General features: G+C 74.6%; 10 protein-coding genes. 7 read left to right on the top strand and 3 right to left on the bottom strand.

Annotation, left to right across the window (positions count from 1 at the left end; genetic code table 11):
* Positions 1–101: 101 nt before the first annotated feature.
* A complete protein-coding gene (locus ACZ7LE_RS25720; protein WP_470406064.1) occupies positions 102–671 on the bottom strand; it encodes an LURP-one-related family protein in 570 nt (189 codons plus the stop codon).
* Between the two features lie 93 nt (positions 672–764).
* Here ACZ7LE_RS25720 and ACZ7LE_RS25715 point away from each other — a divergent pair, with 93 nt between their 5' ends.
* From ACZ7LE_RS25715 to ACZ7LE_RS25695, 5 genes are all read left to right on the top strand, one after another.
* On the top strand, positions 765–1,127 hold the full coding sequence (locus tag ACZ7LE_RS25715) for a hypothetical protein (RefSeq protein ID WP_470406063.1): 363 nt from the start codon (positions 765–767) through the stop codon (positions 1,125–1,127).
* A gap of 448 nt (positions 1,128–1,575) precedes the next feature.
* On the top strand, positions 1,576–4,920 hold the full coding sequence (locus ACZ7LE_RS25710; RefSeq protein WP_470406062.1) for a VanW family protein: 3,345 nt from the start codon (positions 1,576–1,578) through the stop codon (positions 4,918–4,920).
* A 40-nt stretch (positions 4,921–4,960) separates the two neighbouring features.
* The gene (locus ACZ7LE_RS25705) at positions 4,961–5,800 is read left to right on the top strand and encodes a hypothetical protein (protein ID WP_470406061.1); all 840 of its coding nucleotides are present in this window, start codon (positions 4,961–4,963) and stop codon (positions 5,798–5,800) included.
* Positions 5,797–6,780, top strand: coding sequence for a prephenate dehydratase (locus ACZ7LE_RS25700; protein WP_470406060.1), 984 nt, complete (start codon positions 5,797–5,799; stop codon positions 6,778–6,780). Before ACZ7LE_RS25705 ends, ACZ7LE_RS25700 begins: the two co-directional genes overlap by 4 nt.
* The gene (locus ACZ7LE_RS25695) at positions 6,777–7,802 is read left to right on the top strand and encodes a prephenate dehydrogenase (protein WP_470406059.1); all 1,026 of its coding nucleotides are present in this window, start codon (positions 6,777–6,779) and stop codon (positions 7,800–7,802) included. Before ACZ7LE_RS25700 ends, ACZ7LE_RS25695 begins: the two co-directional genes overlap by 4 nt.
* 57 nt (positions 7,803–7,859) lie before the next feature.
* Here ACZ7LE_RS25695 and ACZ7LE_RS25690 read toward each other — a convergent pair whose 3' ends face one another.
* Positions 7,860–9,575 carry an FAD-binding dehydrogenase gene (locus ACZ7LE_RS25690; RefSeq protein WP_470406058.1) on the bottom strand — a complete coding sequence of 572 codons (1,716 nt, stop codon included), beginning with the start codon at positions 9,573–9,575 and terminating at the stop codon, positions 7,860–7,862.
* Positions 9,576–9,650: 75 nt separating this feature from the next.
* On the bottom strand, positions 9,651–11,957 hold the full coding sequence (gene glgX, locus ACZ7LE_RS25685) for a glycogen debranching protein GlgX (protein WP_470406057.1): 2,307 nt from the start codon (positions 11,955–11,957) through the stop codon (positions 9,651–9,653).
* A gap of 71 nt (positions 11,958–12,028) precedes the next feature.
* Between glgX and ACZ7LE_RS25680 the strand changes: the two genes are divergently transcribed.
* A complete protein-coding gene (locus ACZ7LE_RS25680) occupies positions 12,029–12,859 on the top strand; it encodes an electron transfer flavoprotein subunit beta/FixA family protein (RefSeq protein ID WP_470406056.1) in 831 nt (276 codons plus the stop codon).
* Positions 12,860–12,970: 111 nt separating this feature from the next.
* On the top strand, positions 12,971–13,948 hold the full coding sequence (locus ACZ7LE_RS25675) for an electron transfer flavoprotein subunit alpha/FixB family protein (protein ID WP_470406055.1): 978 nt from the start codon (positions 12,971–12,973) through the stop codon (positions 13,946–13,948).
* Positions 13,949–13,958: the final 10 nt, after the last annotated feature.

Raw genomic sequence — 13,958 nt, 5'->3', positions numbered from 1 at the left:
CACCTTTGAGGCCCGGCTTTCTTCGCTTTGAGAGTGCTCAATGCGAAGAAACCCGGGCGTCAAAGGTGATGACGGCGTCGGTGCGCCCAGGGCGGGCCGGCTCAGCGCTCCTGGAGGGCGTCCAGGCCGATCGCCATGGCGGTCACGAGCCGGCGGTCGAGCCGCGGGTCCTGGACGTTCACGACGTACCGGTCGCGCAGGCCCCACTTCTTCTCCACGGTGAACGCGGGCCGGCCGTCGATCGTGAAGTCGAAGTGGTACGGCAGCCACGCGACCTCCACGAGCCGCCGGATGATGGCGATCGGGAGGCTCCGCTCGGTTCCCGTGGCCACCCCGAGGCCGGGCTGCTCGACGTGCCACGTGCTGCGCAGCAGCGACTTGGCGAAGTCCTTGCGGAACGTGCCGATCGGGGTGTCGCCCGCGTCGACGACGTCGTAGGTGGCGCCGAGGTCGACCACCTGGCGCGCCTTGAAGCCGAGCACCGACTCCTGCTTGGTGTCGTCGGTGTAGAGCGTGACCTGCTCGCGGAAGGCCATGCGCTTCTGCTGGGCGAACGCGTAGAGGTCACCCTCGGAGCCGTCCGGCAGGGCGCCGCGTACCTCGTACTGGTTGACCAGCATGCGGATCCGCTGGCGAATGATGAGCTGCGTCTGATCCTGGAGCGTATTCACCCGCGGAGTGTTCCACACATGCAGAGTCCTCCCAGGTGGATGCTGGAGAATGCTCGGGTGAACTCCTCCCGACGCCCGCTCGGACGAACGATCGTGCGCACTCTTCTGGCCGTCGCGCTCGGCGTCGTGATGGGCGCGCTCGGGACGGTGGTGCACCGGTACGGGGCCGATTCCCTGTACCTCGGGCTGATCCTCGCGTTCGGGCTGACGGCAGCGGCCGGCGTGCTCGCGCGCGCCTGGGCCGGTTATGGCACGCTGCTCGGGTTCGGCGTGGGCTGGGTCGGCATCGTGCAGGCCCTGTCGCTGCCGGGCTCCGGGGGCGACGTCGTCGTCCCGGCCGGCGTGCTCGGCATGGTCTGGTCGTACGCGGGGGTGGCGATCCTCGCCGTCGTCGCGTTCCTGCCGTCCTCGTGGTTCGCCGAGGTCCCGGCCCGCCGGGATCGGCCCGCTGCCTGACCTCTGCGCATCTTCGCAGGGTGGTTCAGGATGGTGGGCAGGATTGATACGAAACCTCCACCTCGGGGCGTCCAGTACGCGGCCTTGGGCAGGATTCTCGCTGGATAGGATGCCCGGCAGGGCGACTCCGTCCAGCGGATTCGCCGCGGGTCCGGTGCGCCCTTGGGGACGCGGAGAGCCCGCGTCTCGGGTAGTTGCACGGAGCGTGCCGATGGGTCAGCCGACCGAGCGTGACGAACCGCTCGAGCCGACATCAGACGAGAACACCGGGGCTCAACCTGCCCCGGCCGTACCGCCTCGCTTGTACCAGAAACGCCCTGGCAGCGTGCCGCGACAGCCGTCGCAACCCCCGGCACGTCCGTCGGCCGCCCAGGCCGCGCAGCCCGCAGTACCGGCCGGTCGACCGACCGCTCAGCCGGTTCCCCGATCCGCAGACAAGGTCGAACCTGTGACCGCTCCGGAACACTCCGAGCCCACCAAGGCCCCGTCCGTCCCTGCCGCACCGCCGGCAGGGGTTCCCTCCGTGCCCGGCGACGCCGCGCCCGACACCGCTCCGAGCGACGCCTCGGACGTCGAGGCGCCCGCCGTCGGCGCTGCCGAGCCCGCCGGAACGGCGGCGGAGTCCGCGCCTGCCGCGCCTGCTTCGGCCGCGCCTGCCGCGGCTGCTCCAGCCGCGCCCGCTGTGCCTGCTCCGGCCGCGTCCGCCGCGGCGAGTGCGCCCGGCGCCGGGAACGCGCAGGACCGGGCGAGCGCGCCGAGCCCTGAGGCAACCGCGCCCGGTCGCCTGGCGGAGGCCGCGGACGAGCCCGCGAGCCCGGCGGCCGCCCCGAGCGCGCCGGTCGTCGACAAGCCCGCCGTCGACAAGCCCGTCGCTGCCCCGCCCGTCGTGCCGCCTGCGGCTCCGTCCGGCGGTGCCCCCGCGGGTGCAGTTCCGCCTGCCGCCGTCCCGCCGTCCGAGCCGGTCCCGCCGGCGGGTGCGAGCACGCCCGGGGGCGCGCGGACGCCGGACGCCCGAACGTCCGGCACGCCTGCGTCCGGCGGCCCCGTCTCTGGTGGCGCGGCTCCCGCACGCGCCAGCGCTGCACCCGACGCCTCGTCCGCCTCCGCGGCGAACCAGCCCGCCGTGACCGCGTCCGCCGCCGAGGACAAGCCCGCCATCCCGGGTACCTCGGACGCCGCGACCACGCCCGCCGCCCCGACGCGCCCTGTCGCAGCAGATCCGTCCGCGGCCCCGGCGCAGCCTGTTCAGGGACGGCCTGCTGCTCCGGCCCAGCCCGTCGCTCCGGCCCAGCCCGTCGCTCCGGCCCAGCCCGTCGCTCCGGCCCAGCCGGCGGCTCAGGGTGCGTCGGACGCCGCGGCCAAGGCCGCGCTTCCCAGCAGCCCCGCCCCGGCGACCAGCGCCACCGCGGCCGCCAAGCCCGACGCCCCGAAGCCCGACGCCGCGAGGCCCGGCGTCGAGAAGCCCGCGGCCGTGATGCCCGCGACCGTGAAGCCGGCAGCCGTGAAGCCCGACGCCACGAAGCCCGGCGCGCAGACCGAGCCCGCGACGCCTGCCGCCGACGACGCCGACCAGGTCGCCGTGCTGCAGACCGTCGTCGCGGAGCTCGCGACACCGCCGACCAAGGCCGCCAAGCCGCGGAGCGGGTACACCCCGCGCGTCTTCGCGTTCGACCGCCCGCCCAAGACCGGCGCCGCAGCGGCGGGCACGGCAGCAGCGGGCACGGCAGCGGCGGGCACGGCAGCGGCGGGCACGGCAGCGGCGGGCGCCCCGGCCACCGCACCCGACGCCAAGGCGGACACCACGACCAGCACCGAGTCGGACACCACTCCCGGCACGGCAGCACCCGCGCCGCCGTCGGTCCCGCCGTTCGCCCCGCGCCCCGGCGCGGCGCCGTCGGACCCGAGCGCCGTGCCCACGGCCGAAGCCGGCCAGATCCCCTTCCTCAAGCCGCTGACCGGCGCGATCCAGCGCGTGGCGCGCCCGTGGGCGCCGGTGCGTCCCGAGGCGACGCCGCTCGCGACGTCCGGCCCCCAGGGCCCCGGCGGACCGGGCGCACCCGGCGGCCCCGTGGGCCCGAACGGCCCGGGCGCAGCGGGTCAGGACGGCTTCTTCGGCCTCGCCGGTGACGGCGCGCCGAGCCGGGGCCCCAAGATCGCCCTGCTCTCGGTGCTCGGCGCCGTCGTGCTGTTCGCGATCTACGCCTTCGCGGCGTGGGGCGTGAGCGACACGGTGCCCAAGGACACCACCGTGGCCGGCGTGAACGTCGGCGGCATGACGCAGACGGAGGCTGCCTCCGCGCTGACGGAGCAGCTCGGCCCGCGGCTCAAGGAGCCGATCGACCTCACGGCGGGCGAGGGCACCGCGCAGCTCTCCCCGGAGCCGAGCGGCCTGGCGATCGACGCCGAGGCGACGACGGCGGAGCTCACGGGCTTCTCGCTGAGCCCGGCGCGCATGTGGGCGCACGCGTTCGGCGGTGCCGAGCAGGAGCTGGTCCTGGCGATCGACTCGGAGAAGTTCGACGCCGCGGTCGCAGGCCTGGAGGAGTCGCTCGCCGTGGAGCCCGTGGACGGCACCGTCGGGTTCGTCGACGGGCAGGCGGTCAAGACGGACGCGAAGGACGGCTCGCGCATCGTCGCGAGCGAGACCTCGCGCATCATCCAGGCGCGCTGGCTGCACCAGGACGGGCCGTTCGACCTGCCGGTCGAGCCCGTCGACCCGGTGATCACCCAGGCGCAGACCGACAAGCAGTTCGCGGTCGCGCAGAAGATCGTCTCGGCGCCGGTCACGGTCTCGGTGGGCGGCCAGCAGCCGCAGCTCTCGCCGCAGGTGCTGTCCGGGCTGATCCGCTTCGAGCAGAAGGACAACCAGCTCGTCACCATCGTGGACCGGGAGGCGACCGTCGCGGCGATCGTCGACGCCACCACGAACCTGCTGGAGGTCCCGTCCGACGCCCACTTCGAGTTCGCGGGCGGCAAGCCGACCGTCGTCGCGGGCAAGACCGGCACCACGCTCGACCCCGCCGAGGCGGGCAAGGCCGTGCGGATCGCCGCGACGGGCGACGACCGCGAGACGTCGGTCGAGCTCGTCGAGCAGGACCCCCAGGACACCGTCGAGTCGCTGGAGGCCCTGGGCGTCAAGGAGGTCGTCTCCGAGTTCAGCACGCCGCTCACGAACGAGCCCGTGCGCACCCAGAACCTGGTGCGCGGCGCGCAGATGGTCACGGGCAACCTCATCAAGCCGGGCGAGACGTTCTCCCTGCTGGAGGCACTGGCCCCGATCACGCTGGAGAACGGGTACTTCGACGCGGGCGTCGTCGAGAACGGCGAGCACGTCGAGGCGGTGGGCGGTGGCCTCTCGCAGATGGCCACGACGTCGTTCAACGCGGGCTTCTTCGCCGGGTTCGAGGACGTGGAGCACCACGCGCACTCCTACTGGTTCCCGCGCTACCCCGCGGGCCGCGAGGCCACGATCTACGTGGGCGCCAAGGACATGAAGTTCACCAACGACACCCCGTACGGCGCGGTCATGCAGGCCTACGTCTCGGGTGGCGAGCTGACGGTCCGGATCTGGAGCACCAAGTACTACACGGTGCAGGAGAACACGAGCGCGAAGCGGAACATCGTGCCCAAGACGACGATCCACGACTCGTCGTCCGACTGCCAGGCCTACCCGGGCGGCGAGGACGGCTTCTCCGTGACCATCTCCCGCAAGGTGCTCCACGACGGCAAGGTCGTCAAGGAGAACTCGTTCAACCACTCGTACAACCCCGACAACCCCGTCGTGTGCGACTGACGGTGCGGCTCTGACGCCTCCGCGGCGGTAGGTTCGGCACATGCTTGGACGTAGCGAGCGGGAGTCTCCCGCGCACGCGGTGCTGGCCGCGCGGATGGCGGGATGGAACGACCCGGTCGAACTCCTCGACCTCGGGACCACGGCGGACACCCTCGCCACGGTCGCGAGCATCGAGGCCCTGGCGGCCGTGGTGCACCTGGGACACCCGGAGCACCCGGCGCCGGGCCTCGAGCGCGCCCTCCTGGAGGGCGCGCCGTCGCTCATCGTGACGTCGGCGGTGGCCGTGCCCGGCCAGTGGGTCTGGGTCGGGGCGAACGCCACGGTGGGGCAGGTCGTCATCGACGAGGCGGGCATGCGGGACTGCGCGGGCGTGCTGCGCGGCCTCGGCGTGAGCCCGCGCCTGGTGCCGACTCGCACCAGCGTCGAGGAGCGCATCGCGCTGGCCGGCGAGGGCGGGTCCCTGGTGATCGAGCGCTCCCGGGTGCCCGCGGGCTTCGCGGAGCTCCCGGACAGTGCGGCCCTCGCCGAGGGCGGCCCCGTCTGGTACGGCCTGCTGGAGTCCCGCGACGACTGGCCCCCGTTCACCGAGCCGGCCCAGGTGTGGCTCGCCTTCGGCCCCGCCGACGACCACCTCGGCTCGCTGCAGCCCACCCTCGCGGTCATCGCGGACGCCGGGCTCGACCTGGACCACCTGCGCAGCCAGCCGTCGTCGGGCGGGCCGCACGTCTTCTTCGCGTCGTTCTCCTGCCCGACGTCGGACAAGCTGTCGGTGCTGGTGGACGCGCTGACCGAGCGCGGCGTCGCGCACCGCACGCTGGCCGTGCTGCCGGGCGAGACGTTCGTGCCTGGACCGGACGCCCTGACCCCCCGATGGGCATGACGGCGCCGGGCGGCCGCCCCGCGGGCGGCACCAGGGTGGCCTACCTGGGCCCGGAGGGCACCTTCACGCACCAGGCCGCGCTGGAGTGGGCCCGCCGGCACGGCGCGCCCGGCGACGACGTGGCCGCCGAGCCGCTGGACACCGTCAAGGACGTGCACGACGTCGTGGCCGCGGGCGGTGCCGACGTGGGCGTGGTCGCGATCGAGTCCTCGGTCGAGGGCTATGTGGTGCCGTCCCTGGACGCGCTGCTGTCCAGCGCGGACGTCGTCGCCGTCGACGAGGTGGCCATCGACGTGTCGTTCGACGCGTTCGTGCGGCCCGGCCACGGCGACCTGACGGAGGTGTCGGCGCACCCGCACGGCCTGGCGCAGTGCTCCGGCTTCGTGACCGGCACGGGGCTGGCGACCGCCCCGGCGTCGTCGAACGCGGCGGCCTGCCGCGACGCCGGTCCGGGGACGATCGCCCTGGGGCCCACGATCTGCGGCGAGCTGTACGGGCTGCAGACGTACGCGAAGGCGGTGGAGGACTTCAAGGGCGGTCGGACCCGGTTCCTCGTGCTGACCCGACGCAGCGCCGCCGCCGCGCACCTGGCGCAGTCCCGCGCCGCGGGCGCCACGGACTGGAAGACGATGCTGGCGATCACCCCCTCGGTGACCGGTCCGGGCGTCCTGGCGCGGATCACCGCGGCGTTCGGCGACCGGGGCGTGAACATGTCGAGCCTGATCACGCGGCCGGTCAAGGCCCAGGAGAGCAAGTACGCGTTCGTGGTGACCTTCGACGAGGCGCCGTGGGACCGGGGCGCGCGAGAGATGCTGAGCGACCTGCTGGCCGCCGGCGACTCCCTCAAGACGCTCGGCATGTTCCCGGCCGGGGCGGGGTTCCGGGCGCTCGAGGGTGTCCTCGACCCGGACCACGTGCCGGTCGGCTCCGTGTCGGCGACGGACTCCGCCGAGGACCGTGAGCGGGGCCTGCTGTGGTGAGCGTCGGCGTCGTCGGGCTGGGGCTGGTCGGCGGCTCGCTCGCCCGCGCCCTGCAGGCGGCGGGTGTGCCCGTGGTCGCCACCGACCCGGCCTCGGGCGGTCAGGCGCGCGCGGCCGGCCTCACGATCGCCGACGACGTCGCGCACCTGGCCGCGAACCGGCCCGACGTCGTGGTGCTCGCCGCGCCCCTGCGCGCCATGCGGTCGGTGGCGGCGGAGCTGGCCGAGGCGCTGGCGGACGAGCCGGGCTGGGACCCGACGGTGACCGACGTGGGGTCCGTCAAGGGCCCGGTCCGGGAGGCGGTCGCCGAGGCCGGGCTGGGGGAGCGGTACGTCGGTGCCCACCCGATGTCGGGCACCGAGCACAGCGGGTTCGGGGCGTCGTCGGCGGAGCTGATGCAGGGTGTCCCGTGGGCGGTGACCGTGGCGGCCGGGACCGGCCCGGACCGGCTGCTGCAGGTGCTGGCCCTGGTCACGGGCCCGCTGGGCGGGACGGCGGCGGTGCTGACCGACGAGCTGCACGACGAGGCCGTCGCGCTCGTGTCCCACGTGCCGCACGTGCTGGCCAACCAGCTTCTCGGCGCCGTGGCCGGCGCCCCCGTGCGGGACGTGGCGCTGCGGCTCGCCGCGGGCTCGTTCCGCGACGGGACGCGCGTGGGGTTCACGGACCCGCGGCGCACCGAGGCGATGGTGACCGAGAACGCGGCCTGGGTGGCCCCCGTGCTGCGGCTGGCGGCCCGGGACCTGGAGCGGCTCGCGGACGCGCTGGACTCCAACGCGCCGACCCACTGGTTCTTCGACCGGCCCGAACCCGTGCGGGAGCGCCTCGGCCGGGCCGGGGCGGCGCGGGTGACGGGCCTGCGCCCGGGCGACGGGACCGGGACCGCCGGGGCAACGACCGGCGTGGGCCTGGACGTCGAGGTGGTGCCGCTGACGGGCGACTGGCCCGCCGAGCTGCTGGCCCGCTGCACACGGGGCGCCGTCGTCGTCGCCCTGGAGGACGGGGCGGCCCTCTTGCGCTAGGGGCGCGTGACCAGCCGGCTGACTCGGCGGATCATGCCTGCCGAGTCAGCCGGCCACTCACAGCGCCGCCGCCAGGGCGCGGCCCGTCGTGCGGCCCGTGAAGAGGCAGCCGCCCAGGAACGTGCCCTCCAGGGCGCGGTGCCCGTGGGCTCCGCCGCCGCCGAAGCCCGCGGCCTCGCCCACAGCCCACAGACCCTCCAGCACCTCCCCGTCCGGGGTGAGCGCCCGGCCGGTCTCGTCGCACCACAGGCCGCCGAGGGTCTTGCGGGTCAGCACCGACAGGCGCACGGCGAGCAGCGGCCCGTCCTGCGGGTCGGTCAGCGCCCGCGGCGGCGACACCCGGATGGCCTTGTCCACGATGAAGTGCCGCGCGGCCGACGTCGCCACGACCTGCGGGTCCTTGCCGAGCCCGGTGGCGACCTGGGCGTCGCGGGCCGCGATCAGCGCGCCCAGGGCGGCGGCGTCGACGTGCCCGCTCGACCCGGGCGTGGCGGCGGTCAGCGCGTTCATCTTCCCGGCGAGCTCCGCCGGGGTGTCGGCCCAGAGGAACTCCTCCGACTGCTCCGCGAAGGTGCGCACCGGCACCGACCGGCCGCGCACCCGCTCCAGGAGCAGCGGCACGGACTTGCCGGTCAGGTCGGGGTTCTGCTCCGAGCCCGACAGCGCGAACTCCTTCTCCATGATCGTCTTGTTCAGCACGAACCAGGAGTGGTCGTCGCCGCGGGTTGTCACGTGCTGCAGGGCCCCGAGCGCGTCGAAGCCGGGGAACAGCGGACCGGGCAGCCGGTTGCCGTCGGCGTCGAGCCACAGCGACGACGGGCCGGGCAGGATCCGGATGCCGTGCCGGGTCCAGACCGGCGAGTGGTTCGCGATGCCCTCCGGGTAGTGCCACATGCGGTCCTCGTGCACCAGCGTCGCGCCGGAGTCGGCGGCGACGCCGAGCATGAGGCCGTCGGTGGAGTCCGGCACGCCCGAGAGCATCCGTTCCGGCAGGCGGCCGGCGCCGGCGGACCAGCGGGCGCGCGCCAGGTCGTGGTTCGCGCCGATGCCGCCGCTCGCGACCACGACGGCCTGGGCGGACAGCTCCACCTCGCCGGTCACCGTGCGGCCGGACGGCTCGCCCCGGCCGGCGTCGTCGTCGGCCAGGATCTCCGCGCGGACGCCGGTGACCCGGCCGTCGGTGACGACCAGGGAGGTGACCCGGTGCCGGAAGCGCAGGTCGAGCAGCCCGGCCCGGTTGGCCTCGTGCGCCGCGGCGACGAACGGCTCCACCACGGCGGGGCCGGTGCCCCACGTGACGTGGAAGCGGGGCACCGAGTTGCCGTGCCCGCCGGCGGGATAGCCGCCGCGCTCCGCCCACTGCACCAGCGGGAACCAGCGCACTCCCTTGGCGTGCAGCCAGGGCCGCAGGTCGCCCGCGGCGAACTCGACGAACCCCTGGGCCCACCGGTACCCGAACCGGTCCGGGCCCTCGCCGCGCTCGGCGCCGGGATCGAACTGGGCGGAGCCCAGCCAGTCGGAGAACGCCAGCTCGGCGGAGTCGCGCACCTTGAGCCGGCGCTGCTCGGGGGAGTCGACCAGGAACAGCCCGCCGAACGACCACCAGGCCTGCCCGCCCAGCGACGCGGCCGGCTCCTGGTCGAGCAGGACGACGCGCTTGCCCGCGGCGGTCAACTCGGTCGCGGTGACGAGCCCGGACAGGCCCGCACCGATGACGATGACGTCGGTGTTCCCCGTGGTGCCAACGGCGTTGTTGTGGACGGAGTCAGTCATGTGCGCACCTTAGCCAGGACCGTCCCCCCGCGGTGCCCCCGGCCCTGCACAACCCGGGTGAAACGACCGGCCGGGTCAGGTGCCCCGGGACAGCAGCACGTTGATGTTCAGGGCGTCCAGGGTCACCGACGTCCGGGGCCCGGTCTCGTCGTCGGGCACCACGGGCGCGTCCCACGCGGAGTCCCAGACCAGCTCCCACGGCGCCGCGCCGTCGCGCGGCGGGAGCGTCACCTCGACGTCGTCGAGGCCGCCGTTGATGACCAGCAGCACGTCCGCGTCGCCCGCTGCCGGTCCGGGCCGCAGCATCTGCAGCACGCGGCGGCCGGGCTGGTTCCACGTGTCGACCTCCATGGCCGTGCCGGTCTCGGAGAACCACAGCAGGTCGGTGTCGGTCTCGTGCGGCCGGGGCGAGCCCAGGAAGAACGAGTCGGCGCGCAGCGCCGGGTGCTCGCGCCGCAGGCGCACCAGGTAGCGGGTGGTCTCCAGGAGATCGGTGGCGGCGTCGTCCAGGGCCCAGTGCAGCCAGGACGTCTCGTTGTCCTGGACGTAGGCGTTGTTGTTGCCGCCCTGGGTGCGGCCCAGCTCGTCGCCCGCGGTGAGCATGGGTGTGCCGGCGGCCAGGAGCAGGGTGCCCAGCAGGTTGCGCTGTGACTTGCGGCGCGGCGGCACGATCGCCTGCCACGGCTCCGTCGTGGCGTCGTCGCCCGAGGCGGTGTGCCCCTCCAGCCCGTGGTTCCACGACAGGTTGTTGTCCGACCCGTCGCGGTTGTCCTCGCCGTTGGCCTCGTTGTGCTTGTGGTCGTAGGCGACCAGGTCGGCGAGCGTGAAGCCGTCGTGCGCCGTCACGTAGTTGACCGAGGCCACGGGCCCGCGCACCAGCGGCGGGTCGCCCGGACCGAACAGGTCGGCGCTCCCGGCCAGCCGCGTGGCCAGCTCGCGCAGGCCGCGCATCTCCTGTCCGCGCACGCCCTGCTTGGGCGCGTCCAGCCAGAACCCGCGCGCGGCGTCGCGGAACCGGTCGTTCCACTCCGCCATGGGCGGCGGGAACGAGCCCGTCTGCCAGCCGCCCGGCCCCACGTCCCAGGGCTCCGCCACGAGCTTGAGCCCCGACAGCACCGGGTCCGTCTGCAGCGCCACGAGGAACGGGTGGTCCGGGTCGAACCCGACGTTGCCGCGGCCCAGCGTCACCGCGAGGTCGAACCGGTACCCGTCCACGCCCACGGTCTCGGCCCAGTAGCGCAGCGAGTCCAGGGCGAGCTGGATCACGCGCGGCCGCCGGAAGTCCAGCGAGTTGCCCGTGCCCGTGACGTCCGCGAGCGCGGCCGGCGAGGCGCCGTCGTGCAGGTAGTAGACCGGGTTGTCGAGGCCGCGCCAGGACAGGTGCAGGCTGTCGTCGCCGCCCTCGCAGGTGTGGTTGTAGACCACGTCGAGCAGCACCTCGATGCCCGCGTCGTGCAGCAGGTGCACCATGCCGCGCACCTCGTCGAGCACCGCCTCCGCGCCCTGCTCCTGCGCGGCCCGGGTCGCGTACGCGGCGTTGGGCGCGAAGAAGCCGAGCGTGTTGTAGCCCCAGTAGTTCGACAGCCCGTGCGCGGCGAGCCGGGGCTCCGCCACGCTCTTGTGGATCGGCAGCAGCTCCAGCGTCGTGACGCCGAGACTCTTCAGGTGCTCGACGACGGCCGGGTGCGCCGCGCCCGCGTACGTGCCCCGCAGCCCCTCGGGGACGTCCTCGCGCAGCATCGTGAGCCCGCGCACGTGCGCCTCGTAGACCACCGTGTCGGCCCACGGCACCCGGGGCCGGGTCAGCGGCGGGGGCGGCGGCAGCGGCCCGACGACGACGGAGTGCGGCACGTACGCCAGGGAGTCGGTCGCGTCCGGCGGGCCGTACGGGTCGCTGAGCCACCAGCCGTCCTCGCGCTCCGTGCTCACCGCGCCGACCACCTCGGGCCCGTAGCGCAGCCGGCCCGCGAACCCGCGGGCGTACGGGTCGACCAGCAGCTTGGCCGGGTTGTGCCGCATCCCCGCGCGCGGGTCCCACGGCCCGTACACGCGGAAGCCGTAGCGCTGACCGGGCGCGACGTCCGGCACGTGCGTGTGCCAGACGCCGTACACCGGCCCCACCATCTCGAACCGGCGCTCGGTGTACCGGGCCGGGTCGTGCTCGTCCAGGGCCGGGTCCGTGACGTCGATGAGGCAGAGGTCCACCGCCGTCGCGTGCGAGGCCAGCACGGCCGCGTCGATCCCGCCGTCCGGCGTCACGTACACGCCCAGCGGCGGCACGTGGCTGCGGCGGGCCGACGGCCGGATGAGCGGCCGGACGACCGGGCGGGGCACCGGGTCGCCCGGCGCTCGCTGCGGTTCTGCTCGTCGTGACTGCGCCATATGCCCCATCGTCTCAGGCCCGCCGATGGACCCGATCCGTCCCACGCCGCCGGACGTCGTACGGTTACCCCATGCGCATCGTGGTCACCGCCAAGTACGTCCCGGACATCAACACGGAGCGTGGCTTCTCCGACGGCCGGGTCGTGCGCACGGCCGGGGAGGGCACCCTCAACGAGCTGGACGAGAACGCGATCGAGGCGGCCCTGCGGATCGTCGAGGCGGAGCGCGCCGCCGGCCGGATCGGGGCGGACGAGGGCGAGGTGGTCGTGGTCACCATGGCCGGGCCCGACGGCGACGTGGCGCTGCGCAAGGCGTTCCAGCTCGGCGTGGACCGGGGCATCCGCGTGTCCGACGACGCCCTGGCCGGCTCCGACTACTTCGGCACCGCCGCGGTGCTGGCCGCCGCCGTCCGCAAGCTGGGCGACGAGGCGCCGGTGGACCTGGTGGTGACCGGCATGGCCGCCCTCGACGGCCTGGGCTCCGTGGTCCCGACGCTGCTCGGCGCCGAGCTGGGCCTGCCCACGCTGAACCTCGCCAAGAAGGTCGCGCTCGCCGACCCGGCCGACTCGGGCGAGCGCGTGCTGACGATCACCCGCGAGATCGACGACGTCACCGAGTCCCTGACCGCACCGCTGCCCGCCGTCCTGTCCGTGACGGACGGCGCCAACCAGCCGCGGTTCCCGGGCTTCAAGCTGATCATGGCGGCCCGCAGCAAGGAGATCGAGGTGTGGTCCCCGGCTGACCTCGGGCTCGACCCCGCCGTGGCGGGCAGCGCGGGCGCCCGCACCGAGACCCTGTCGGCGGCCCCGCGCCCCGCGCGCCCCGAGGTGGAGCTCGTCACCGACAAGGGCGAGGGCGGCGTGGCGCTGGCCGACTTCCTGATCCGCAACGACCTGGTCTGAGCCGGAGGTGAGGCGAAGGGTGGGGGCCGAGGAACGAGGCACGCGCCCGCAGCCGAACCGCAGGGTCAGACCAGGAAAGACAGAGCCTGAGCGCTCCGAGGAGAAACCCAGATGACCAACCGCACCGTCCTGGTCCTGCTCGACCCCGCGACCGAGGTCCGCACCAGCACGCTGGAGCTGCTCACCATCGCCCGCGGCCTCGGCCGGGTCGAGGCAGTCGCCCTGGAGGCCCCCACCGTCGAGGTGCTGGCGCAGCTCGGCGCGTACGGCGTCGAGACCGTGCACCAGGCGGAGCCCGCCCGGGACGGCGCCTGCGTGAGCGGTGACGAGCTGCACCTGCCCGCCGTCGTCGCGGCCGCCCTGGCCGCCGCCGTGCGGCTCACGGACGCCGACACGGTCCTGCTGCCCACGTCGTTCGCCGCCAAGGAGGCCGCCGCCCTGGCCGCCCACGTCCTGGGTGCGGGCCTGGTCATCGACGCCTCCTCGCTGCGCGACGTGCACGGTCGAGTCGTGGCCGGCAAGCGCGTCTTCGCGGGCTCGTGGGACACCGAGTGCGCGGTGACCGCCGACGTCGCCGTGGTGACGGTCCGGGCCAACTCCGCCGTCGCGCAGCCCGTCGAGGCCGCGGTCGAGCCGGTGACCGAGGGCTACGCCGTCGACGTGCCGGCGTCGCCCGTGGCGCTGCTGTCCCGCGAGGTCAAGGCCGACACCAGCGGCCGGCCGCCGCTGGACCAGGCGGCCGTGGTGGTCGCCGGGGGACGTGGTACCGACGGCGACTTCGGCCCCGTGGAGGACCTCGCGGACGCGCTCGGCGCGGCCGTGGGTGCGTCCCGCGACGCCGCGTTCGAGGGCTGGTGGGACTCGTACGTCGGGCAGACCGGCGTGACGATCGCCCCGCGCGTCTACATCGGCGCCGGTATCTCGGGCGCGCCGCACCACCGCGGCGGCATGCAGGCGTCCCAGGTGATCGTCGCCGTGAACAGCGACCCGGAGGCGCCGATCTTCGAGATCTGCGACTTCGCCGTCGTGGGACAGCTCGCCGACGTGCTCCCGCAGGCCGCGGCGGAGATCCGCAAGCGCAAGGGCTGACCCGGGGCGG

The sequence above is a fragment of the Promicromonospora sp. NPDC110617 genome (genome assembly GCF_055598465.1).
The sequence above is the reverse complement of the archived record's forward strand: the minus strand, read 5'-3'. Positions and strand labels throughout refer to the sequence as shown.